Raw genomic sequence first — 24,101 nt, forward strand, 5'->3', positions numbered from 1 at the left:
TTAAAATTCTTACAACTGTGATTTGGTTGTAAGAATTTTTTTGTTTTAAAGAGTTGTGGTATCTTAAAGGCGTAGAAATTCAAGTGGAGATGATGAAATGAGTACGGTTCTAGTTATTAAGGCGCACCCTGCAACCGAAAATGTCGCTAATTCTGTTGTGATTGGGGAACGTTTTGTTGAAGCATATCGAAAGGACCATCCGCAAGATCAGATTATTGAACATGATTTATATGCAGAAGGTGTTCCAGAGATTAACAGTAGTAATTTAGATAGTTGGACGAAACTGACAAACGGGACGACTTATCAAGATTTATCCGAGAACGAACAAATTTTACTAAGTCGGCAACAAAAATTGCAAGATCAATTTATTCTGGCCGATAAATATGTGTTTGTTAGTCCCATGTATAATTTGTTTATCCCTAATCGTTTGAAAATGTACCTAGACCTTGTGATTGTTTCTACGAAAACCTGGGTTGAAGGTGAACACGGCCCCGAAGGTACGCTGCACAATAAAAAAGCTCTTCATATTCAGTCATCCGGCGGAACCTATCACCATACGGATAACGAATTTATGGCAAAACTTGATTTAGGTGACAGCTATTTAAAGGCATTGTTAGGACAAGTTGGAATTAAAGATTATCAAGGCATCTACTGTGAAGGTAATTCGCATCGTGATCCAGAAGATATGGCCGCTAATCGCGAGATTGTGGCAAAACAGGCAGGGAAAATTGCCAAAACATTTTAATGATAAGAAGAGCACAGAGATTTTTCTCTGTGCTTTTTAAGCCTCTTCAATAAGTTATTTTTGATTCGAAATGTTCCACATGAAAACTTTTAACTAAGCTAAATAAGTACAGAAAATAACGTTATAGAACGGTTATAATTATCAGTACTGTAAGGAAGCGCTTTGTTTTAGCCATTTTAGTGTTAAACTAGATAATGGATATTAAAACGAAGGGAAGTCGATCATATGAGTCCTGGAGCGAGATCGTTAAATGAAGGTAGTTTTAAATAAATTCGAAGCGACATACAAGGAGAAAAAAATGATTGAAGCAATAAATCTTAAAGCAGGTATGACATTTGTAGAAAACGGTAAGTTAATTAAAGTGCTAGCTTCCGAACATCATAAGCCAGGAAAAGGTAACACTGTTATGCGCATGAAGTTGTATGACTTGCGTTCTGGTGCAACTGTTGAAAAGACGATGCGTCCTGAAGAAAAAGTTGAACAGGCTGTTGTAGATACAAAAGATGCTCAATATTTATATACACAAGGCGACGTTGCGGTATTTATGGATATGGAAACATATGAGCAATACGAAATTCCAACGGCAACTATTAAAAATGAAATGAAATACATGCTTGAAAATATGAATGTTAAGATCGACTATTACAACACTGAGGTAATTGGAATCAGTTTACCAAATACAGTTCAGTTGAAAGTGAAAGAAACGGAGCCTTCTATTAAGGGCGCAACCGTAACTGGATCTGGAAAAGCTGCAACAATGGAAACTGGCTTGGTTGTTAACGTTCCTGATTTCATCAAGGAAGGCGAACTTCTCGATATTAACACCCAAAAGGGAACATATCTAAGTCGTGCTTCAAAGTATGATGAAAGTAAGTAATAATTAATTTTAATAGTAATCAAAAAAGATGGCTTCCATAAAGGAAACCATCTTTTTCATACTCATTTAGTCTATAAAATTTCAAAAGCTTATTAACAGATCTTTCCGCCTAAAGTTTTCATTTCGTCTGTCATTGCTTGTTTATCTTGTGTAGGCGCCTCGTAGTTTTCAACGGTAACGGCACCATCTAAGACGCCACTGTCATCGGTAAGTTTTAAGGCAGCATTTTTGTAATCAAGTGCTAAGCCATTGCCGAGGAATGTCGTTTCTGGATCGCCAGTTGTCATGTAAAGATTAGCGTTGTTGTCAAGAGCCACCGCATAGTCTGAGTCGGATTGGTCAGTCACAACTAGTTGAAACTTATTACCGATCGCACAAGAACCGCCTAATTTAGAAAACTTACTAGAGCCGTCGTCCAGAGCTAAGAATACGTGCTTGCCTGCTGGAATCTTTTTTGCTAAATATGTTTGGGCTTCATCTTTAATGTTAATTTTCATTATGCTCACCATCTCTCAAATTTTTGTTGTACCTTTGACAACAAGCATAGTTTACTCGCTTACTTTAAATAAGTAAAGAGGACTGCTCAAAATATTTAAAAAAAGTTTGTTATCTTTAATCTTCATTTAAAGTGGAGGTCTTAGTATGAATTTATTCATTAAAGAAGGAGGCGGGTTTTTATAAACCTTCCTAATTTGGAAGATGATGGAATGTATTTCCATATGTTCAACTCCCCTGTAAAAATTAACTTACATCATTGAAAGCTATTCAATTAGCTCAAAGACCGAATCATACCGCGAATGTGATTCGGTCTTTTTCTGTCCTAATTATTATCTTTAAAATAGTGTTCTTGCCAATTATTTCTATCGAGAGAAAAAAAGTTATTTTTATTCCCAGTCTTAATCTTCATTTAAAGTTGAGGTTTTAAGATGAATTTATTCATTAGGAAAGAAGTGATTTTTCGTCACCTTCCAATTTGGAAGAAGATGGAATGTATTCCATATGTTCAACTCCCCTGTAAAAATTAACTTACATCATTGAAAGCTATTTAGTTAGCTTAAAGACCGAATCATACCGCGAATGTGATTCGGTCTTTTTCTGCATTTTGGAAGCCCAAAAGTTCATCTTCTATAGGTTGGCCTTAATTTTCGTTTAACGTAGACTCCTTAAAATGAAGTTTATCAATCCAAGGAGATGACAAAATGAATTATTTAAAACGGGCAATGCTTTACTTGACCCATAAAAAAGGTCAGAGCTTATTGTTGTTGTTAATTATGTCAGCAATCTTAGTTTTTGTATTATCGGGATTAATTATTCAAAATGCTGCAGTGTCAGCAACCAATAGTGTGACCAAATCGGCAGGAACCACGATCAGCGTATCAGCCAATCGAAACAAAATGTTTTCAAAGATGCGCTCAGGCACATCCAAATCGAAACCAAAAACGATTACAACGCCGACAGTTTCAAACGAGAAAATTAAAAAGGCTGGTAAGTTAAATACGGTTGCTTACTATAATATTACGAATACGGCCTCTGTAAATGCTAGTTCGTTTGACACGGTATCCACAAGTACGGGGACTTCCGGCGGTGGTATGGGGATGAAAGGTGGCGCTTCAGCAGGCGATATTAGTATTGACGGGGTTTCAAGTACTAAGCTAACCTCTGCATTTGTTTCTAAAACAAATAAGATTGTTTCTGGACGAAATATCACCACAAGTGATGTCAACACCAAAAATGTTGTGATTGAAAAAGAACTGGCGACGCAAAACGGAATTAAAGTTGGCGATTCAATGACAGTAAAGATGACAAGTTCGGGTAAGAAATCACTTAAACTGAAAGTTGTCGGAATTTACAAGGCCAAATCAACCAGTAGCAGTGTGCCAGGTAGCGACCCAAGCAATACAATCTATACAAGTTATACGTTACCCGCGACAATCACGGGAACGGAGGGTAAATCAAGTACAGTAACTTATATACTTGAAAATTCAGCTAAAGAAAAAGCAACCACTAAAAAAATTAAAAGAATCATTAACAATAGTTCGTTTTCTGTAAGTTCAGATGATGCCAGCTACAAGCAATTATTACAACCAATGAAGAATGTCCAATCATTCGCTAAGAAGATTGTTTGGTTAGTCGCAATTGCTGGAACAATTATTTTGGCATTAATCATCATTTTATCAGTAAGAACTCGGCAACGAGAAATCGGCGTGCTAGTTTCCTTGGGTGAATCGAAATTTCACATCGTTGCGCAACTATTTTCTGAATTGTTCGTCATCTTAATTGGAGCAATGGTTGTAGCCCTTCTTTTAGGCAGTTTTGTAGGTAACAAGGTTGGCAATCAGTTGTTGTCACAACAACAAACCACATCGGTTTCCACAACTTCAGGATCAAATGGCGGTCCTGGTGGTAGTGGAGCACCAGGATCCAGTCAAACTGGTGGCGGCATGCGGGGTGGGATGGCTACTCAATCCGCAGGAACCACGAGTGCAGCAAACAAAAAAACACTGAAAACTTTGAACACAAGTATTACCCCAAGTTCGGTAATCAAGTTAGGCGGCATGGGATTAGTCATCATTGCCTTAGCTGTTTGTGTTTCGGCAATTAGTATTTTGAGGCTGCGACCAAAGGATATTTTGATTGGTGAATAATGGTCTTTAGAGAGTTTTTTATTTTTAAATGTAATCGCAACAGATAAATGCACACAAGGAGTTGAGAAAATGTTAACAGTTAAGAATTTAACTCACTGGTATGGAAAGTCAGAAAAGCCGCTATATGAAAATGTAAATCTAAGTTTTGAATCCGATAAAGTGTACACGATTGTCGGTTCATCCGGTTCCGGAAAAACAACTTTTTTATCTTTCATTGCTGGTTTGGATAAGCCTCAAAAAGGAGACATATTCTTAGATGGGACAAATATTAAGAAGCTTGGCGCAACAAATTATCGGAAACATAAAGTGGCCATCGTTTTTCAGCAATACAATTTGTTGACCTATATGTCTGCTCTGGATAATATTATGACGGCTCTGTCTGTGACAGATTCCGAACACAAAGGTGAAAAGCAGTATGCATTAGATGCGTTGAAAAATGTCGGCATTGAAAAATCTGATGCCGAGAAGAATGTTCAGAAACTGTCTGGTGGGCAGCAACAACGCGTGGCAATTATCCGTGCGATGCTAGTGAATGCCAACATTGTCATTGCAGATGAACCAACGGGAAACCTGGATGGTGAAAATTCAAAAATGATTATTAAATTGTTTCAAGATTTAGCTCATGCACATCACAAAACAGTCATTATTGTGACTCATGATCCAGAAATTGCGGATCATGGTGATGTAAAAATTAGTTTAGAGAATCGCCAGTTTGTGGTGGCTTAATTTAAAAATGAGGTTGAGGCAATTGGTTTCTTTGTCTTAACCTCATTTTATAGGGTAAAATAGGTAAGAGACAAAAATGAAAGAAATTAGGGATGTAAGATGACAGATATCGTAAAAATTTTATTAATTGAAGATGATCATCAGCTTTCAGACAGCGTGCGTGACTTTTTAGTTGATATTGGTTCAGTCAAGCAAGCATTTGATGGTGAAGAAGGCGAATACTTGGCGACAGAAGAACCTTATGATCTGTTCATCGTTGATTTGATGTTGCCACTGATGAATGGTTTGGAAATCATCAAAAAAATTCGTGAAGCCAAAATTGAAACGCCAATTTTAGTTTTAACTGCTAAGGATAGTTTGGAAGATAAAATTACCGGCTTTGACACTGGCGCGGACGATTATTTGACAAAACCGTTTCATCGGGAAGAATTAATTGTGCGGGTGAAAGCCTTGTTAAAACGAAGTGGTGTTTATCAAGATGATAAGCGGTTGGTGATCGATGATAATATGTGGTTGAATACAGAAAATCGCCAGGTGATGGTTGATGATCAGCCTTTAAAGCTGGTGGGTAAAGAGTATGAGATCTTGGCTTATTTGGCGCAAAACAAAAATATTATTGTTTCTCGGGAACAAATCTTTGATCGGATTTGGGGAATGGATTCAGATACGACAATTAATATGGTGAATATTTATATTAGTAATTTGCGTCGTAAACTTGAGAAAGCAGGTCGTCCTAAACTAATTCAAACCTTACGTAATGTAGGATTTCTTTTGGAAGTGAATTAATGGATAAAATAGTAAATAGAAAGCAGCAAATTAAATTATTTCTTATAGAGTTCTTTAGTTTTTTAATTGTTTTTACGATTTTAGGAACAATTATTTTTGTGTTTTACCAACGTAATACTTATAACAGCGTTGATAGCACGTTAACTCGTCGAACACAGATGGCATCAAATAGTACCAATATGATGGGGCCACCAGATTTTCAAACCATCACAATTTACTACAATTTTAAGGGAAAAATCTTGAATTCACAGTATTTGAATAACATGGCAAGTACAGTTTCCAAGATTAAGGTTAATAAAGATAAGTTGAATAAAATCTATAACCTTGAAGTTGGCGAAACCACGTTACGTTGTGCCTATGTAAAAGTTCATTCGCAAATGACTGTTGATCGAAACGGGGAACCAATCAAAAGAAGCCAACGGCCAAAGTATGTGCTAGTTTTAAGAAATGTAACACCTGAGCTTCAGGGTGTAGAACGATTTAAGGAACTTTTACTAGCATCCTTTATTGTCTTTGGACTGATTGTGTTTATTATTAGTTACATTATTTCAGGATACAATATGAAGCCCGTATTGAAGGCTTGGAAACAGCAGGAAGAGTTTGTTGATAGCGCGGCACATGAAATTCGGACGCCATTGACAATTATTCAAAATAAACTGGAAGGCCTGATGACGAAGCCAAATGATACGATTAAAGAGCAGGCCAGCGCAATTATCATGTCACTTTCGGAAATTAGGCGGCTCAACAGTTTGACCAGTGATATGTTAACACTGGCGCGGGCAAATTCTAATGTAATTACGTTAGAAAAAACGCCGGTTAATTTTACTGAGTTTATGAATCAAATCCTGGAGCCTTATGCAGATTTGATTGAGAGCCAAAATAAGAAATTAGTAACTTCAATTAACGTGACAAAACCAGTGCTAATCGATGCCAAGCGCGTCCATCAGTTAATCGTCATCCTGTTGGATAATGCCATTAAATATACCCCAACGGGAGCCACGATTACGGTGAATAGTAGTATTGAAAACCGCAATTTAAAGATTCAAATTTGCGATACTGGAATTGGGATTAGTGATAAGAATAAAAAATCAGTTTTTAAACGTTTCTATCGAGAAGAAAAATCTGGCAATAAGAAAACCGGGGGTAACGGATTGGGCTTGTCCATTGCTGAATGGATTGTTAGCGCCCATAAAGGCCATATCAAAATAACTGATAACCCGGGCGGCGGTTCTATTTTTACGGTGCTTTTACCAGTTGCAAAATAATTAATTTTAAAACGCATTTAGCATTTCAAGATGAAATGGTGAATGCTTTTTTTTGGCTACTTACTGATATATTATCAAAAACCATAACTTCATTGTTTAATTATATTATGGACACAAAAAATTCATACTTTTCCTTTAAAGCCTATCTTATAATAATTATAAGAAAATATGGAGGAAATATAATGCGAGATGAAGAGTGTACCTATCAACGGTTTGAAGTTACTTGTAGTCAGTGTCCAATGGTAAAAAGTGGTTTTGGTGGAAGAGCAATCAAAGAGTATGAAAACACCTATTTGATTGAACTTGACATGAACACAGTCTGCAAGGAGGATCGTCATTCTTTGATGCGAATTCCAGATTTCAATGGTCGCGTTGTGATTAGTAAAAAATACGTGCAGGCAATTGAAGATGAAATTGATAATTCTAACGAAAAATTAGCCTAAAACCGGGCGCTTACTTTAATTTGTAAGCGCCTTCTGTTATGATTGAGAGAATCGTGCTTAAGTAGATATACAGCTATTTTTGCATGGCATGCTAGACTACTTGGCAGTAACAATAGTTTGGTAATGTATTTTGAAGGAGAGAATCATGACAGACAGATTAATTGCCGTCGATATGGACGGAACTTTTTTAAATAGCCACCAAGATTTTGATCGCGAGTATTTTTTGAAATTATATCCGCAAATGCGTGAAAAACAGGTGACTTTTGTTGTGGCAAGTGGGAATCAGGATTCACAATTACGAGCATTTTTCCCAAAAACTGCCTCACAAATTTGGTTTGTTTCAGATAATGGGGCCCTGGTGAAAAAACCAGATGAATCCGTAATGTATTCGGCCAAAATGGACCCAGCTGTATATCAGCACGCAATTCAGTTTTTAACTGATTTGCCGGATGTTCATCCAATTGTCAGTGCAGTTAAGAGTGCATACATTTTGAAATCTGAACCAAAGTCTTTTTCTGAAATGACGGCTAAATATTATTATAAATTACAATCGGTTAAATCATGGGATGATATTGATGACACGGTCTTGAAGTTGGGCATGTCATGTCCGGATGACCAGACGGATACAATTTTACAAATGCTCCAAGATGAATTAACGGGTGATCTGTTACCAGTTTCATCTGGGCACGGGGACATTGATTTAATCATTCCCCATACCCATAAAGCCAATGCCATTAAACGGATTACCAAGCAGTTGCACATTCCAATGGCAAATGTGGTGGCCTTTGGTGATGGTGGTAATGATGTGGAAATGATAAAAGAAGCCGGACAAGGGTTTGCTATGGCAAATGCACCACAGGAGATCAAAGCAATTGCAGATGAGATTGCGCCGGATCATGATCGAAATGGGGTATTGACTACGATTGAAAAGCTTTTAAAACAGTGGTAAAAAAATAATGTACTAAAAAACTTCCGCCAATTAACGATTGAGCGGAAGTTTTTTGATGGTTTAATTTAATGTTTGGAATGAATATAACGGATTCGGAAAAAAGTTCCAAGGACAAAGGTCACTAACATGATCAAATAGGTCCATCCCTTGTAAGTCGGAAGTAGTTCCCGAGCCTGCAGTAAATATTGATTCTGAAAAGCATTTTGGTATTCACTAGTTAGTTTGGTTTGAACGCCAGCACCAATTGAAGAATTGATGATAAGTGTTGAAATGCCATCAGATTCAAGTTGTTGTTTGACGCTATTTTGAAAACCAGTTGGGTCAACTTTAATTTCTTTTCCCTCATAAACCTGTTCAACAGCCGTCTTTAAGTCAGGTTTAATGACGTTAGAGGTTACTTTAATCGTGTAACCGTCATATTGTGGGATTTTTTCATTGACTGTATCCGTGATTTTATCGACAACCGGGTCACTGGTAGCTACGATCACCCCAAAATTCTTGTTAAAAACCGTGAATAAACAGATCGTTGCTAAAATAAAAATGACATACAGAAATGTGGAAAAAGCTCGTGAGCCATATTTGGGTTTAATCATATTTTTATGCTGTTCTCTGATAATTGGCGCCTCCTTGATGAATATGAATACGTTTCCCCCAAGATTAAGCCCCAAGCTTTGGTTTGTCAATTTGACATAAGCTGATAAGGTTCCTCTTCTGGATTAAATGTGGTGGCTAACCAGCTGAGTGGCGTACCTTTAACGATATTCTCGTATCCCTTACGTGCAATTGCATCATTCATGTCTTCTAAGGATAAGTTACTACCAAACTGTTTAAGTTTCATCGGGTCATTGACGACAGTGTGATTAAAAATTGGTGATGCCAATAAAATCACTGCCGGCAATGGTGTTGGGGTATCAAAATAGTAAGTGGTATCCGGAAATTCCAGGATGGTAATGGTATTGTTTGAAACTCGCCCAGGATAGTAAACAGCAAAGCCACGCAAGATCAGAACAGTGAGTGAGTTCAACTGAGTAATAGGATAACTCTTGTATGCTGTTCCTTCTATTAAAATTGTGATTTTATCTTTATCAAATGCGACGGTGGTTTTGGACCGCATTTTTGGATGAGCAACGCGGTGCTTTAAAACGCTTTTGCCACCCCGTGGATATTCTTCGCCATCAATTTGAATATGAGCCCAAGATAAAAATGGATCAACGCCCGTTTGTTGAGGTTTAAATGTAATTTGAGATTTTAAAATATCAGGACTAATGTTCATAAGAATCTACCTCCCCTTAACTTAAAATAGAAATATGAAAACGGTTACGTAATATCACACCGATATCGTAACACCATCTTCATAAAAACACAATCTATTTAAGCTTTTTATATGAGAGGATTTAAAGTTCAATCGGATTATCGAAAATATCTAAACTCTTTTTACCTCCAAAGCGGTCATACCAAGGAGTTGCATAATTTTCAAGAATATCATTTAAAGCTGTTAAATTAGTTTTTCCGGTTGTCTCTAACCAAGTTTTTAATCCTTGCTCATCGCTTGTTGCATAAGTGTGGATGGCTTCTTGCCATAAGGATTGTCCAGCTAAGATACCGGCAAACTTGGCGCCAGATTGGCCAGCAAATTTAACGGCCGCCATGAAGGTTTCAATTGATTCTGGACCACTTTCATATAAGAAAGGTCGAGTTGTGATATCACTGGCCTCTTTAAAGAGTTTAGCAGCTTCCCGTTTTGAATATACTGAGGTGATTTCAGAATCAGTAAAGCCATCCACAAAGTTAAAATCAATCGGGGTTTCAATTTGAAGAATGTCAATGTGATATCGTGATTTGGTTAATTCTTTGAGCGTATCGATGATTAGCATTGGTCGAATTTTAGCAAATTCTGCACTTTTTCGATCTATGATGGTATCGTCGTAAACCACTGGCTCAATAAAAAGTGGTAAGTCCGCCGCTAAGGCTTCTGCACCTACACGTTCCAAAAAAGCCTGTTTTTGATCGTTAATTTGAGCATCACCATGAGGATTATAAGCAATACGAACCTTAACGCCGTTTGTCGATGTGTGGGCAAGCCGATTTAAAGAAAGATTTGATAAGAGCCGTGGAAAATGAGTATTTTTAGAATTATCAGGCTCAGAACAATCATAGGCAGTGATGAGACCAGCCTGGGCAGTTTTCGTTTTCATAGCTTCGGTGCCTAATTCTTGATCTAATAGGACCCCGGAAGCGAAAGGCGAGAGATATTCAGAAACTAATTGTTTAAATTCGTAACATTTTTTCTCATTAAATTGATTACCAGTTTGTTCCTGTGCTTGAGCCATTGCCTTTTGAAACGATTTACGCTGATCGAGGCCTAAAATCGTTAAGGTACCTTCGTCGTCAGCTAATTTTTGAAGATTTTCAAATTTACCACGTGATAATTTTGTTTGCATGAGCTTACTCCTGTCTTTTTTAAAATATCTAAATCAACCGTATCACAATGCACGAAAAGATGAAATTGATCTGTTATTGAAAACCTGATTTTTAAACCTGAACGGCTTTAAAATGATATAATGATGAAAAATATTCACGAGGTGATTTTATGGACCATAAAGCAGAAATTGAAAATTATTGGCAAACATTTACCAGTAAACATAATCTTAAAAATGTTAGCTATAGTGCCTGGGCGTTTGGTAATACCCCGGAAATGGCGAACGAGTTAGCAGATCTTACCTTTAGAGGGATTAAAACAGCAACAACGTCAGCATACGACTTATATGAAGATAATGAACCTTATCCACAAATCGGTGAATACAACATTATTTTGGATGGAAGCGGCCATCCGGTATGCATTACTAAAACAGTTGTTACCGAAATTATGCCATATAAGCATGTAACGGCTGAACATGCCTACCATGAAGGAGAAGGAGACCGGACTTTAGCTTATTGGCGCAGTGTTCATAAGCCATTCTTTAAAAAAGAATTCAAAGAAGCTGGGCAAACCTTTACTGAAGACATGACCTGTTTTTGTGAAGTGTTCGAGGTCGTCGGTTAGGCATTTTTAACCCGAGCTTCGAGGGCCAATAGATCACGTTTCAAAGGCAATCCACCGTGATAACCACCGAGCGAGCCATCCTTTCGAAGGACACGATGACAAGGGACAACAATTTGATTGGAGTTTCTCCCGACGGCATTGGCAACGGCCCGTGTGGCGGTTGGCCGCCCAATTTTTTCGGCTAAGGCGCTATAGGTGGTCGTTTTCCCATATGGAATGGTCTGTAACGCATGCCAAACAGCATTTTGAAACGGTGTGCCCTCAAATTCAATTGGCAGAGTAAACTGCTGGGACTTTCCGAGCAGTAAATTTTTGAGTGCTGTTTTATAGGGAGCTGTTTTTGCAGGATCTTTCAGAAATTGGGCGTTAGGAATAAAATGATGCAATTCGTCTTCTGAATTATGGGATCCCACAAATGCCAGCCCATGATCGCCAACAGCTATTAAGTAGGTATATCCTGAGACAGTTACACGATCAATATATAATTTTTTCATATTCAAAGCCTCCATTAATAACATGATTTTGTCTAAATTATAACAAATAAGTGGACAAATAAATTCAAAAAGAAACTAAGCGATAGGGATGATGGCGTGAATGATCAGTTAAATTTTAAGACGGGGGTCAAAGAGGCACTTCCCACGGTATTTGGTTATATTGGGATTGGCCTAGCTTTTGGCGTGGTCGGGAAAACAAGTGGGTTAAGTGTTTTAGAAATCTTTTTAATGTCTTTAATTACATATGCGGGTTCCGCGCAATTTATTATGGTGAGTTTGTTACTAGCTGGCAGCTCAATTCCATTCATTATGTTATCGGTTTTTCTAGTCAATGCCCGTTTTATTTTGATGAGCACTACGGTAGCCCAGTATTTCCGGAAGGACTCTTTAGGACAAAACATTGCCATTGGCTCATTGCTAACCGACGAATCGTTTGCTTTAAGTATGAACAAATTGAATTTTACGAATCATCAACTAAAACCAGGGTGGATTCACGGTGCCAATATTGTCGCTTATTTAACCTGGGCGTTAGCGACTGCCGCCGGGGGATTACTTGGTAATTTAGTGGGTGATCCGAAAGCGTTTGGCCTAGATTTTGCTTTAGTAGCCATGTTCATTGGGCTCCTCTATCTGCAAATGATCACGGATAAAAGTAAGGCTTTTAGTTTTCAAATTATAATGGTCGTGATTGTCTGTTTTTTGATGTATGGCTTAACAATTTTCTTTACAAATAATGTAGCGCTGATTGTGACAACGTTGGTAGGCTGCTTTTTAGGGATGGTGATTGAGCAATGGCGCTCACGGTAAAAGTATTATGGGCAATTATAGGCTGTGGCATTGTGACTTGGCTATCACGGGTAATCCCGTTTGTGCTGGTTAAAAACTTTGATTTGCCCAAATGGTTAATTCATTATTTAAGTTTTGTACCACTGGTGATTATGACGGCGTTAATTATGGAAAACATCTTCACTCATCATGCGGGTTCACTACCAACGGTCAATTATGAAAACTTGCTGGCTACAGTTCCGACTTTTGTGGCAGCTATTATTTCTAAGAGCTTAATTGTAATTGTTGTGGTTGGAATCGTTAGTATGGCGCTGATTAGACTGGCTTTTTAAGATTTAGCTTGACTTCCGAATGTAACTCTCTTATTATGAAAATAATATCAAAGGCAATGCGGTAGCCGAAGTAGCAGATTACCCAACATTTCAGAGATCTGGTGGAATTGCGAACCAGAATGTGGTGGTTGTGAATTACAGTTATCAAGCTTCTAAATTCAAGAATTAGCGATTCATCTCGTTATCGATGTTGAGTGGTTACAGTTAAATGTAATAACTTGGGTGGTAACGCGGAGAATTTCGTCCCTAGAGTCTTTATTGACTTTAGGGACTTTTTTTATCTTATTAAAAATATAAAAATATCAGGAGGTATGATTATGAACATTATTGATGAATTAAAATGGCGGGGCGCCGTGAACCAAACGACTGACGAAGAGGGCTTACGGAAGTTAACAGATAAGAAACAAATTGGCTTGTACTGTGGGGTAGATCCAACGGGTGATAGTTTACATATTGGTCATTTGATTCCATTTATGATGCTGAAACGATTCCAGTTGCAGGGCCATCATCCTGTGATTGTTATCGGTGGCGGAACCGGTGCGATTGGGGATCCTTCTGGTAAAAACTCAGAACGAGTTTTACAGACGATGGATCAAGTTAAAAATAATGAAAACGCGTTGTCTGCTCAGATGATTAAGTTATTTGGAACGGAAAACTTTACCATTGTAAACAATTACGATTGGCTCTCAAAACTAACTTTGTTGGATTTTCTGCGCGATTACGGAAAGCTATTTAACATTAATACCATGTTGAATAAGGAAGTTGTCTCAAGTCGTTTGGAAGTCGGCATTTCTTTTACTGAATTCACATACCAGATTTTACAGTCGATTGATTTCCTTCATTTATATCGCCATGAAGATGTTCAGCTCCAAATTGGTGGTGCTGATCAATGGGGAAACATCACTTCTGGAATTGACTTAATTCATAAAGTCGAAGGCTCTGACACAGATGTGTTTGCACTGACAATTCCGTTAATGTTGAAGGCTGACGGGACAAAGTTTGGTAAAACTGCTGGTGGTGCTGTTTGGCTGGATCCCAAAAAGACGTCACCTTATGAATTCTACCAATTCTGGATTAATCAAGATGATCGGGATGTTGTGAAATACTTGAAGTACTTTACGTTTTTGGATGAGGCTGAAATTGATGAGTTAGCAGAAAAAGTGCAAACCCACCCAGAAAAACGGGAAGCCCAACGCCGATTAGCAGAAGAAGTGACCAAATTTGTGCATGGCGAACAAGCGGTAGTGGAAGCTCAGCACATTACTAAGGCGTTGTTTTCTGGCGAAGTGCAAGAGCTAACGGCTGAAGAAATTGAACAAGGATTCAAGAATATGCCTTCTGTCGAGGTTAGTGCTGAGAAGAAAAATATTATCTTGTGGTTAGTGGATGACACAAAGATTGAAGCGTCAAGACGACAAGCTCGTGAAGATGTAAAAAATGGAGCAATTCGTATTAATGGTGAAAAGATCCAGGATGTGGAAGCAGAAATTGATCCGAGTGCGCATTTTGATGGCAAGTTTGTGATTGTGCGTCGAGGAAAGAAAAAGTACTTTTTGGCTAGAATTAAATAAGTGAGCGAGGCAAGTCGCTAAAAGACAGAAAATAAGCACGCTGTATGCGGGATCGCAATCCCGCGGAAAGCGTGCTTATTTTCTGCCTTTTGACTTGCCGAGCTGTCCGGAGGCTCAGCGGAAAAGTGCAGGTGGAAGCGACAGCGTACGGAACATAAGAGCTTTTCGGTACGAAAAGCATTCCATTGAATGGACGCAGCGTAGGATCGCAATCCCGCGGGAGTCGTGCTTATGATCAGCCTCTTGTTTTACCGAGCTGTCCTAAGGCTCAGAAAAATGACTAGCTGTTAGTAAAGATTATCTTTATCCTGAAATATTCATAGTAAAGGACCCAACGTCAGTGAATTACCACAGTCACTGACGTTGGGTCCTTTTTTATTTGCACCTTTTGGGTGCGCAAATTTTGTATGCAAAGAGCTCCCTTTTCTGATATAGTTATTATCGCTAAAAAAGAACCATCAGAAGGAGAGCTCCTATGACAACTTTACAGGAAAAGCAAGTCCATTTCAATTCTAAATTACATATTTCTCACACTGGTGGTGAACTTTCCAGTGATGCAGGCTTAGTGCTCATCAAAGAGATCATGCATAAACTTGATTTCGCAAACCTTGCTGAAAAACTAGTTTCATTTAAAGACCAGCGACGCTATTACCAGCACAGTAATGTTAGTCTAATGGAACAGCTATTATTACAGAAGATTGCTGGCTACGCCACCGATCAGGTTGCTACCAGTTTGCGTTTTGATCCTATTTTTAAATTGCTACTTGATAAACCTGCTATAGCTTCGCAAGCTTCTATTTCGCGATTTTGGCAACGTTTTGATGAAAAATCTGTCGCTTCTTTACAAGTGTTAAACCAGACTCTGCTTGACCGAGGACGCCTGACTACTAATCAAACGGAACTAATCATTGACGTTGATTCGACTCATTCTGATACCTTCGGTAATCAAGAAAGCAGTGATTTCAATGCTCACTATCAAACGAACGGCTTTCATCCATTGGTTGCTTTCGATGGTCAAAATGAAGCTTTTTTAGCGGCCCAATTGCGACCAGGCAATGTTTATACCAGTAAGGAAATCCGTCCATTTTTAGAACCTCTATTACAACACTATCAAAATAGTCTGCCTTGTACTGAAATCCTGGTTCGTGGAGATAGTGGCTTTGCCACACCAGAACTCTATGATACTTGTGAAGAAAACAAGGCATTTTATTTGGTACGTTTAAAAGCTAACCGCCGATTGCGTGATTTGGCTGAGGGCTATGTACGAATTGACGATAAACAACAATGGGATCAAACCGAGATTCACTATTATTCGGCTAAATATCAAGCTGGTTCTTGGAATCAACCTCGCCAAATCTATATTAAATCAACGCGTGAAGTTGGTGAATTACTCTTTAATCATGAATATGTGCTTACCAACTTAACCAAATTAACACCGGAAACAGCCTTCGAATTATATCAACATCGTGGTCAAATGGAAAATGATATTAAAGAAGCCAAAGAGGGTTTCTTTTTCGACAAAACTAACAGTACCGGTTTTATTGAAAATCATGCACGGATGATGCTGAGTGTCTTAGCTTATAATTTAGTAAGTCTCTTCAAACAACTATGCTTACCACCGCAACACGTCAGTGTGCGTGTTGGAACGCTCCGTCTTTGGCTGTTTAAAATTGCAGGAAAGTTAGTTCGAAGTGGTCGAAAACTATATTTAAAATTAAGTAGTTCGCACGTTTACCAAAAACTGTTCTATCAGGTATTGGCCAAGATTCAACAATTACATTGGTAACTATCGAATTGTGTCAAATTAATCAAAATTTTCAAAATAGCTCTTAATGAGTTTATTTGGAGTACATAAATTTTGACCTGCACATCACTTTCGATTTAAAAACTTGCTATTTCCTTGTTGTAGAAGCCCCAAAGTTAAACCCATTAAAAAAAATAGCCCTTGCAAGGGCTATTTTTTAAATACATAAGCATTATATTTCGATCTATGAATATTTCAGGTTTATATAGAAGAAAAATGAAAAAAGCGACTAGTGGCCAAGCACAGATATTGTTTTGCGTAACCTAGTCGTTTTTTGGCTATTTAACAGGTTTACCCAAATAATCATCGTGATAGCGATCCGCCAAATAAGTGTGAATTTCTGCTAACATCAATTTTGTTGAGGGTGCTTCTGCTTGGGTTTTGTTGGCACTGAGACAAATCGTGCGGTAGTACTGGTGAGAGAATGGATAGACATTAACATCACCGGTTAGTTTTTGAAGGGCTAGTTTAGGCAAAATACCAAATCCGAGGCCACTTTCTACCATTGAAAGGATAGACTGGTCATCGATAGAGTAAGAAATGGCATTCAGAGCAACATTATATTGATCTAATGTCTTTTTTGTGTCGCGATCATAATCAATTTGCTGCAAGATAAAATGATAATCACCGATGTCATCAGTGGTGATGTAAGTTTTGTTTTTAGGAACAAAGTCAGCAGGGGTCACACAGTAAATGGGATCAGCAACTAAGGGCTCAGTGTTTAACTGTGAATCCACGGGTAAGGTGGCAAACCCGATATCGACGGTCCCAATTCGTGCCATTTCGGCGATTTCTGAAAAAGTTCCTTGTGTAATCGACACATCAACACCGGGATACTTTTTCTTAAAATGTTGAATAATAGATGGAAGCCAGTTAATACAGACACTACTGAATGCGCCAATGCGAACGGTACCTAAGTTTAAACCACGAATTTGATCGGCGACCTGCTGTAGTTGTGCTTCGCTATTTAGAATGTTTTGGACGACCGGCAAAATTTGCTGACCATCAGGAGTGATTTCCACACCAGTGCGGTTACGAATAAACAAAGGAAAGCCAAGCTCGTTTTCTAGTTGACTGATTGCATGACTTACCGCGCTAGGAGTGACATTTAGAATCTTGGCAGCCTGACCAAAGTTTTTAGTTGTGACAACTTGTGCAAAAATTTCATAGGAAAAATTAGCCATAATAGTCTCCAATTCAATTTAGTAGTGAAAAGCATTCACATTTTATTGAGAAAGTTGAGTTTTACTTCATACTAAATAATTAGTATCATAGAGTCAATAACTAAAATAAATAATATGGAGGGAATAAACATGGAAGAAGAATTTGCAAGTCGTGTTTCGTTGACTTCAAAAAGTGGGTTGAATGCAATATACCCCAGTCGGGATCCGGAGATGATTTCATTTACTGGAGGATTTCCTGATGCAAATTTATTTCCCACACAAGAACTCGGTAATAGTTTTCAAAATGTGATTGGTGGTGCACAAACACCTTTTCAATATCAAATTGGCCAAGAGTCGGAGCCTCTGCGTGAACAGATTTCAAAGCTGTTGGCTGCGGATGGCACCCAGGTAAGTCCTTCTAAAATTATGGTTACTCAAGGTGCACAGCAGGGCTTAGATTTAGTTGCAAAATTATTAATCAATAAAGGCGACGGTTTGGTCGTTGAAGGCCCAACCTATATTGGTGCTTTGGCTGCCTTTGATGCTTATGAGCCGACTTACTACACTGTGGAGATGGAAGAAGATGGCATGAATCTTGCAGATTTAAAGAAGATTTTGATCCAACAACAAGTAAAATTAATTTATACAATTCCAGATTTTCAAAATCCCACAGGAACGGTTATGTCACTTGTCAAAAGAAAACAACTGATCGAACTAGCAAATCGCTATAATGTTTTGATCATAGAAGACGCTCCTTATCGATGGTTACGCTATGAAGGAAAGTCTTTACCAACCTTAAAATCACTCGACACGCAAGACCGTGTGATTCAGTTAGGCAGTTTTTCCAAAATTTTAGCACCAGCCCTTCGATTAGGGTGGCTTACAGCAGGAAAAGGTCTCTTTGAACGTCTTCAAGAATTAAAAGGCGGGTCTGATTTAGAGACTTCAAGTTTAATGATACAAACGGTTAACTACTATTTAACGCATTACGATCTTGATGCGCATTTAAACCAGTTACAAAAGAGTTATCAAGTGAAACGAAATGCAATGATGACAGCAATGGAGAACTATTTACCAGATTTTGCGCATTATACGAGACCACAGGGAGGATTCTTTACTTGGCTGACTGTTCCCAAAGACCTTGATTTAGAAAAGATCCAAAATAGCCAATTAAAACCAAACTTTCATGTCATGATGATTCCGTCAACGAACCTTTTCCCTGATAAGAAGCATTGTAATGGTGCAAGAATTAGTTTTAGTAATGTAACCCTTTCACAAATTGATTCAGGAATTCAACGACTAGCCAACGGCCTATCTAGTGGTTATCAAAAGCAGTCAGTCTAAAATTGGTATAGGTGGTTTTAACGGATGAGTTTTGAAAGAAATGAAATTAGTTTGAAAAAGTCCTTGACGAAATGTTCTCAGGTTGTTATATTTATATACGTTGCCTGACGGAGAAAGGCGTGCCAAGTTAAAAAAAGAAGCAAAAGTTTTTCTTGACAAGCTTTTAACCAGATGGTATACTAATTAAGTTGTCTCGGTTGATAAGCAATTGAAACCGAAAAGACAATTGGTAGACCTTTGAAAACTGAACAAAGTTTCGACAAAGTAAAATGTGTAGGGTCTTCAAATGAAAATTTTGAAGCAAACATTTGCGAAGTCAATTCGTTTTAAACAATGAAACAACAAATGAGCTTGTAAAAACTCAAGTATAATATGAGAGTTTGATCTTGGCTCAGGATGAACGCTGGCGGCGTGCCTAATACATGCAAGTCGGACGCACTTTCGTTGATTGAATTAGAGATGCTTGCATCGAAGATGATTTCAACTATAAAGTGAGTGGCGAACGGGTGAGTAACACGTGGGTAACCTGCCCAGAAGTGGGGGATAACACCTGGAAACAGATGCTAATACCGCATAATAAAATGAACCGCATGGTTTATTTTTAAAAGATGGCTTCGGCTATCACTTCTGGATGGACCCGCGGCGTATTAGCTAGTTGGTGAGATAAAGGCTCACCAAGGCTGTGATACGTAGCCGACCTGAGAGGGTAATCGGCCACATTGGGACTGAGACACGGCCCAGACTCCTACGGGAGGCAGCAGTAGGGAATCTTCCACAATGGACGAAAGTCTGATGGAGCAACGCCGCGTGAGTGATGAAGGTTTTAGGGTCGTAAAGCTCTGTTGTTGGAGAAGAACGTGTGTGAGAGTAACTGCTCATGCAGTGACGGTATCCAACCAGAAAGCCACGGCTAACTACGTGCCAGCAGCCGCGGTAATACGTAGGTGGCAAGCGTTATCCGGATTTATTGGGCGTAAAGCGAGCGCAGGCGGTTTTTTAAGTCTAATGTGAAAGCCTTCGGCTTAACCGAAGAAGTGCATTGGAAACTGGGAAACTTGAGTGCAGAAGAGGACAGTGGAACTCCATGTGTAGCGGTGAAATGCGTAGATATATGGAAGAACACCAGTGGCGAAGGCGGCTGTCTGGTCTGTAACTGACGCTGAGGCTCGAAAGCATGGGTAGCGAACAGGATTAGATACCCTGGTAGTCCATGCCGTAAACGATGAATGCTAAGTGTTGGAGGGTTTCCGCCCTTCAGTGCTGCAGCTAACGCATTAAGCATTCCGCCTGGGGAGTACGACCGCAAGGTTGAAACTCAAAAGAATTGACGGGGGCCCGCACAAGCGGTGGAGCATGTGGTTTAATTCGAAGCTACGCGAAGAACCTTACCAGGTCTTGACATCTTCTGCTAACCTAAGAGATTAGGCGTTCCCTTCGGGGACAGAATGACAGGTGGTGCATGGTTGTCGTCAGCTCGTGTCGTGAGATGTTGGGTTAAGTCCCGCAACGAGCGCAACCCCTATTATTAGTTGCCAGCATTAAGTTGGGCACTCTAGTGAGACTGCCGGTGACAAACCGGAGGAAGGTGGGGACGACGTCAAATCATCATGCCCCTTATGACCTGGGCTACACACGTGCTACAATGGACGGTACAACGAGTTGCGAGACCGCGAGGTTAAGCTAATCTCTTAAAACCGTTCTCAGTTCGGACTGCAGGCTGCAACTCGCCTGCACGAAGTTGGAATCGTTAGTAATCGCGGATCAGCATGCCGCGGTGAATACGTTCCCGGGCCTTGTACACACCGCCCGTCACACCATGAGAGTTTGTAACACCCAAAGCCGGTGGAGTAACCTTCGGGAGCTAGCCGTCTAAGGTGGGACAGATGATTGGGGTGAAGTCGTAACAAGGTAGCCGTAGGAGAACCTGCGGCTGGATCACCTCCTTTCTAAGGATATTTAGAAACGGAAACCTACACATATGTCGAAACTTTGTTTAGTTTTGAGAGGTCTACTCTCAAAACTTGTTCTTTGAAAACTAAATAATATCGAAAAATTTTCTAATTTTAATTATCAGATAATTAAACCGAGAACATTGCGTTTTATAGAGTTTTAAAACAAGATTAGTTCAAAAATAATCGCTAAACTCAAAACCACTTTATCTTTGATAAAGTTAGGTTAAGTTATAAAGGGCGCATGGTGAATGCCTTGGTACTAGGAGCCGATGAAGGACGGGACTAACACCGATATGCTTCGGGGAGCTGTAAGTAAGCTTTGATCCGGAGATTTCCGAATGGGGAAACCCAACAACATTAATCCGTTGTTACCGCCACGTGAATACATAACGTGGTTGGAGGTAGACGTGGGGAACTGAAACATCTCAGTACCCACAGGAATAGAAAGAAAAATCGATTCCCTGAGTAGCGGCGAGCGAAAGGGGAACAGCCCAAACCAGGAAGCTTGCTTCCTGGGGTTGTAGGACCGAACATTTGAGTTACCAAAGATTTTCATAGCCGAACAGTCTGGGAAGACTGGCCAGAGCGGGTGACAGCCCCCGTAGGCAAAATGAAAATCCCTCAGTTCAGGATCCTGAGTACGGCGGAACACGTGTAACTCCGTCGGAATCCGGGAGGACCATCTCCCAAGGCTAAATACTCCCTAGTGACCGATAGTGAACCAGTACCGTGAGGGAAAGGTGAAAAGCACCCCGAAAGGGGAGTGAAACAGTTCTTGAAACCATGTGCCTACAAGAAGTCAGAGCCCGTTAATGGGTGATGGCGTGCCTTTTGTAGAATGAACCGGCGAGTTACGTTTGCATGCCAGGTTAAGTTGAAGAAACGGAGCCGTAGCGAAAGCGAGTCTGAATAGGGCGACTGAGTATGCAGATGTAGACCCGAAACCAAGTGACCTACCCATGTCCAGGTTGAAGGTGCGGTAAAACGCACTGGAGGACCGAACTCGTGTACGTTGAAAAGTGCTGAGATGAGGTGTGGGTAGCGGTGAAATTCCAAACGAACTTGGAGATAGCTGGTTCTCTCCGAAATAGCTTTAGGGCTAGCCTCGGACTTAGGATCATGGAGGTAGAGCCACTGTTTGGACTAGGGGCCCATCTAGGGTTACTGAATTCAGATAAACTCCGAATGCCATTGATTTATGTCCGGGAGTCAGACGGTGAGTGATAAGATCCATCGTCGAAAGGGGAACAGCCCAGACCACCAGTTAAGGTCCCTAAATATATGTTAAGTGGAAAAGGATGTGGAGTTGCATAGACAACTAGGATGTTGGCTCAGAAGCAGCCATCATTTAAAGAGTGCGTAATAGCTCACTAGTCGAGTGATTCTGCGCCGAAAATGTACCGGGGCTTAAACATATTACCGAGACTGTGGATGCCACCGTAAGGTGGCGTGATAGGAGAGCGTTCTAAGGGCGATGAAGGCAGACCGTGAGGACTGTTGGAGCGCTTAGAAGTGAGAATGCCGGTATGAGTAGCGAAAGACAGGTGAGAATCCTGTCCACCGAATGACTAAGGTTTCCTGGGGAAGGCTCGTCCACCCAGGGTTAGTCGGGACCTAAGTCGAGGCCGAGAGGCGTAGACGATGGATAACAGGTTGAGATTCCTGTACTAGTTAAACTTGTTTGAACAATGGAGGGACGCAGGAGGCTAAGAAAAGCACACAGTTGGATAAGTGTGCCCAAGCAACAAGTCTTAGATAGAGTTAAATGCTTTATCTTTTCAGGACAAGTTGTGATGGGGAGCGAAATTTAAGTAGCGAAGTTTCTGATGTCACACTGCCGAGAAAAGCTTCTAGTTAGAGTTTAACTACCCGTACCGCAAACCGACACAGGTAGTCGAGGAGAGTATCCTCAGGTGAGCGAGAGAACTCTCGTTAAGGAACTCGGCAAAATGACCCCGTAACTTCGGAAGAAGGGGTGCTGATCGCAAGATCAGCCGCAGTGAATAGGCCCAGGCGACTGTTTATCAAAAACACAGGTTTCTGCAAAATCGTAAGATGAAGTATAGGGGCTGACACCTGCCCGGTGCTGGAAGGTTAAGTGAATGAGTTAGCTTCGGCGAAGCTTTGAAATGAAGCCCCAGTAAACGGCGGCCGTAACTATAACGGTCCTAAGGTAGCGAAATTCCTTGTCGGGTAAGTTCCGACCCGCACGAAAGGTGTAACGATCTGGGCACTGTCTCAACGAGAGACTCGGTGAAATTATAATACCCGTGAAGATGCGGGTTACCCGCGACAGGACGGAAAGACCCCATGGAGCTTTACTGTAGCTTGATATTGAGTGTTTGTACAACTTGTACAGGATAGGTAGGAGCCGTAGATATCGGAACGCTAGTTTCGATGGAGGCGTTGGTGGGATACTACCCTCGTTGTATGAACCCTCTAACCCGCGCCACTAAGCGTGGCGGGAGACAGTGTCAGGTAGGCAGTTTGACTGGGGCGGTCGCCTCCTAAAGAGTAACGGAGGCGCCCAAAGGTTCCCTCAGAATGGTTGGAAATCATTCGCAGAGTGTAAAGGCACAAGGGAGCTTGACTGCGAGACAGACAGGTCGAGCAGGGACGAAAGTCGGGCTTAGTGATCCGGTGGTACCGTATGGAAGGGCCATCGCTCAACGGATAAAAGCTACCCTGGGGATAACAGGCTTATCTCCCCCAAGAGTTCACATCGACGGGGAGGTTTGGCACCTCGATGTCGGCTCATCGCATCCTGGGGCTGTAGTCGGTCCCAAGGGTTGGGCTGTTCGCCCATTAAAGCGGTACGCGAGCTGGGTTCAGAACGTCGTGAGACAGTTCGGTCCCTATCCGTCGCGGGCGTAGGAAATTTGAGAGGATCTGTCCTTAGTACGAGAGGACCGGGATGGACATACCGCTGGTGTACCAGTTGTTCCGCCAGGAGCATCGCTGGGTAGCTACGTATGGATGAGATAAACGCTGAAAGCATCTAAGTGTGAAACTCACCTCGAGATGAGATTTCCCATTCCATTTATGGAAGTAAGACCCCTGAGAGATGATCAGGTAGATAGGTTGGGAGTGGAAGTGTAGTGATACATGGAGCGGACCAATACTAATCGGTCGAGGACTTAACCACAAAGTGGTGTTTTCAAGAGAAGGATTCGATA

At 40.3% G+C, this 24,101-nt stretch carries 20 protein-coding genes, 2 rRNA genes and 1 other annotated feature; of the genes, 16 read left to right on the forward strand and 6 right to left on the reverse strand.

Annotated features, from left to right (window positions below):
* Nucleotides 1-97 precede the first annotated feature (97 nt).
* Together ADU73_RS05160 and efp are read left to right on the forward strand one after the other, a co-directional pair.
* Entirely contained in the window at nucleotides 98-745 is a 648-nt protein-coding gene (locus ADU73_RS05160) for an FMN-dependent NADH-azoreductase (RefSeq protein WP_046872039.1), read from the forward strand.
* A gap of 298 nt (nucleotides 746-1,043) precedes the next feature.
* Nucleotides 1,044-1,622, forward strand: a complete 579-nt coding sequence (gene efp / locus ADU73_RS05165) for an elongation factor P (RefSeq protein WP_046872055.1) — start codon at nucleotides 1,044-1,046, stop codon at nucleotides 1,620-1,622.
* A 92-nt stretch (nucleotides 1,623-1,714) separates the two neighbouring features.
* Here the strand turns inward: efp and ADU73_RS05170 are convergent, their stop codons facing one another.
* On the reverse strand, nucleotides 1,715-2,119 hold the full coding sequence (locus tag ADU73_RS05170) for an iron-sulfur cluster biosynthesis family protein (RefSeq protein ID WP_046872040.1): 405 nt from the start codon (nucleotides 2,117-2,119) through the stop codon (nucleotides 1,715-1,717).
* A gap of 702 nt (nucleotides 2,120-2,821) precedes the next feature.
* Between ADU73_RS05170 and ADU73_RS05175 the strand changes: the two genes are divergently transcribed.
* The 6 genes from ADU73_RS05175 (at nucleotide 2,822) to ADU73_RS05200 (ending at nucleotide 8,436) form a co-directional block, all read left to right on the forward strand.
* The gene (locus tag ADU73_RS05175) at nucleotides 2,822-4,267 is read left to right on the forward strand and encodes an ABC transporter permease (protein WP_056986292.1); all 1,446 of its coding nucleotides are present in this window, start codon (nucleotides 2,822-2,824) and stop codon (nucleotides 4,265-4,267) included.
* 69 nt (nucleotides 4,268-4,336) lie between these two features.
* Nucleotides 4,337-4,993, forward strand: coding sequence for an ABC transporter ATP-binding protein (locus tag ADU73_RS05180; protein WP_062913239.1), 657 nt, complete (start codon nucleotides 4,337-4,339; stop codon nucleotides 4,991-4,993).
* 99 nt (nucleotides 4,994-5,092) lie between these two features.
* Nucleotides 5,093-5,779 (forward strand): response regulator transcription factor, encoded by a 687-nt coding sequence (locus ADU73_RS05185; protein WP_062913240.1) that lies wholly within the window; start codon nucleotides 5,093-5,095, stop codon nucleotides 5,777-5,779.
* Nucleotides 5,779-7,044, forward strand: coding sequence for a sensor histidine kinase (locus tag ADU73_RS05190; RefSeq protein WP_056986294.1), 1,266 nt, complete (start codon nucleotides 5,779-5,781; stop codon nucleotides 7,042-7,044). The genes ADU73_RS05185 and ADU73_RS05190 overlap by 1 nt, the downstream gene beginning before the upstream one ends.
* 182 nt (nucleotides 7,045-7,226) lie before the next feature.
* Nucleotides 7,227-7,487 (forward strand): hypothetical protein, encoded by a 261-nt coding sequence (locus ADU73_RS05195; protein WP_046872044.1) that lies wholly within the window; start codon nucleotides 7,227-7,229, stop codon nucleotides 7,485-7,487.
* A gap of 145 nt (nucleotides 7,488-7,632) precedes the next feature.
* Complete coding sequence (locus ADU73_RS05200; protein ID WP_046872045.1) at nucleotides 7,633-8,436, forward strand: Cof-type HAD-IIB family hydrolase; 804 nt, start codon at nucleotides 7,633-7,635, stop codon at nucleotides 8,434-8,436.
* A 65-nt stretch (nucleotides 8,437-8,501) separates the two neighbouring features.
* Here the strand turns inward: ADU73_RS05200 and ADU73_RS05205 are convergent, their stop codons facing one another.
* From ADU73_RS05205 to ADU73_RS05215, 3 genes are all read right to left on the reverse strand, one after another.
* Complete coding sequence (locus ADU73_RS05205) at nucleotides 8,502-9,029, reverse strand: hypothetical protein (protein WP_046872046.1); 528 nt, start codon at nucleotides 9,027-9,029, stop codon at nucleotides 8,502-8,504.
* Nucleotides 9,030-9,115: 86 nt separating this feature from the next.
* Nucleotides 9,116-9,709, reverse strand: a complete 594-nt coding sequence (locus tag ADU73_RS05210; RefSeq protein ID WP_046872047.1) for a hypothetical protein — start codon at nucleotides 9,707-9,709, stop codon at nucleotides 9,116-9,118.
* 121 nt (nucleotides 9,710-9,830) lie between these two features.
* Entirely contained in the window at nucleotides 9,831-10,877 is a 1,047-nt protein-coding gene (locus ADU73_RS05215) for a tagatose 1,6-diphosphate aldolase (protein WP_062913241.1), read from the reverse strand.
* A 149-nt stretch (nucleotides 10,878-11,026) separates the two neighbouring features.
* On the opposite strand from ADU73_RS05215, the gene ADU73_RS05220 reads away from it, so the two are divergent.
* Complete coding sequence (locus ADU73_RS05220) at nucleotides 11,027-11,479, forward strand: ASCH domain-containing protein (RefSeq protein ID WP_046872049.1); 453 nt, start codon at nucleotides 11,027-11,029, stop codon at nucleotides 11,477-11,479.
* On the opposite strand, the gene ADU73_RS05225 is transcribed toward ADU73_RS05220, so the two are convergent.
* The gene (locus ADU73_RS05225) at nucleotides 11,476-11,973 is read right to left on the reverse strand and encodes a methylated-DNA--[protein]-cysteine S-methyltransferase (RefSeq protein ID WP_062913242.1); all 498 of its coding nucleotides are present in this window, start codon (nucleotides 11,971-11,973) and stop codon (nucleotides 11,476-11,478) included. The two genes, ADU73_RS05220 and ADU73_RS05225, sit on opposite strands and share 4 nt — an antisense overlap.
* A 96-nt stretch (nucleotides 11,974-12,069) precedes the next feature.
* On the opposite strand from ADU73_RS05225, the gene ADU73_RS05230 reads away from it, so the two are divergent.
* From ADU73_RS05230 to ADU73_RS05245, 4 genes are all read left to right on the forward strand, one after another.
* Nucleotides 12,070-12,780: an AzlC family ABC transporter permease gene (locus ADU73_RS05230; protein ID WP_046872051.1), complete on the forward strand. Its 711-nt coding sequence runs from the start codon at nucleotides 12,070-12,072 to the stop codon at nucleotides 12,778-12,780.
* Nucleotides 12,765-13,091: an AzlD domain-containing protein gene (locus ADU73_RS05235; protein WP_046872052.1), complete on the forward strand. Its 327-nt coding sequence runs from the start codon at nucleotides 12,765-12,767 to the stop codon at nucleotides 13,089-13,091. The genes ADU73_RS05230 and ADU73_RS05235 overlap by 16 nt, the downstream gene beginning before the upstream one ends.
* A gap of 47 nt (nucleotides 13,092-13,138) precedes the next feature.
* Nucleotides 13,139-13,342: a binding site (T-box leader), on the forward strand.
* A gap of 66 nt (nucleotides 13,343-13,408) precedes the next feature.
* Complete coding sequence (tyrS, locus tag ADU73_RS05240; protein WP_062913243.1) at nucleotides 13,409-14,662, forward strand: tyrosine--tRNA ligase; 1,254 nt, start codon at nucleotides 13,409-13,411, stop codon at nucleotides 14,660-14,662.
* 475 nt (nucleotides 14,663-15,137) lie between these two features.
* Nucleotides 15,138-16,448, forward strand: a complete 1,311-nt coding sequence (locus ADU73_RS05245) for an IS1380 family transposase (RefSeq protein WP_062913244.1) — start codon at nucleotides 15,138-15,140, stop codon at nucleotides 16,446-16,448.
* A gap of 296 nt (nucleotides 16,449-16,744) precedes the next feature.
* Here the strand turns inward: ADU73_RS05245 and ADU73_RS05250 are convergent, their stop codons facing one another.
* Nucleotides 16,745-17,650 carry a LysR family transcriptional regulator gene (locus ADU73_RS05250; protein ID WP_062913245.1) on the reverse strand — a complete coding sequence of 302 codons (906 nt, stop codon included), beginning with the start codon at nucleotides 17,648-17,650 and terminating at the stop codon, nucleotides 16,745-16,747.
* A gap of 129 nt (nucleotides 17,651-17,779) precedes the next feature.
* Here ADU73_RS05250 and ADU73_RS05255 point away from each other — a divergent pair, with 129 nt between their 5' ends.
* From ADU73_RS05255 to ADU73_RS05265, 3 genes are all read left to right on the forward strand, one after another.
* Nucleotides 17,780-18,973, forward strand: coding sequence for an aminotransferase-like domain-containing protein (locus ADU73_RS05255; protein ID WP_062913246.1), 1,194 nt, complete (start codon nucleotides 17,780-17,782; stop codon nucleotides 18,971-18,973).
* Between the two features lie 368 nt (nucleotides 18,974-19,341).
* Nucleotides 19,342-20,919: ribosomal RNA gene (locus ADU73_RS05260) — 16S ribosomal RNA — on the forward strand.
* Nucleotides 20,920-21,146: 227 nt separating this feature from the next.
* A 23S ribosomal RNA gene (locus ADU73_RS05265) occupies nucleotides 21,147-24,070 on the forward strand.
* The 16S and 23S rRNA genes sit together here, the layout of an rRNA operon.
* The last annotated feature ends 31 nt before the right edge of the window (nucleotides 24,071-24,101 follow it).

It is taken from the genome of Pediococcus damnosus (genome assembly GCF_001611155.1).
Lineage (GTDB): Bacteria > Bacillota > Bacilli > Lactobacillales > Lactobacillaceae > Pediococcus > Pediococcus damnosus.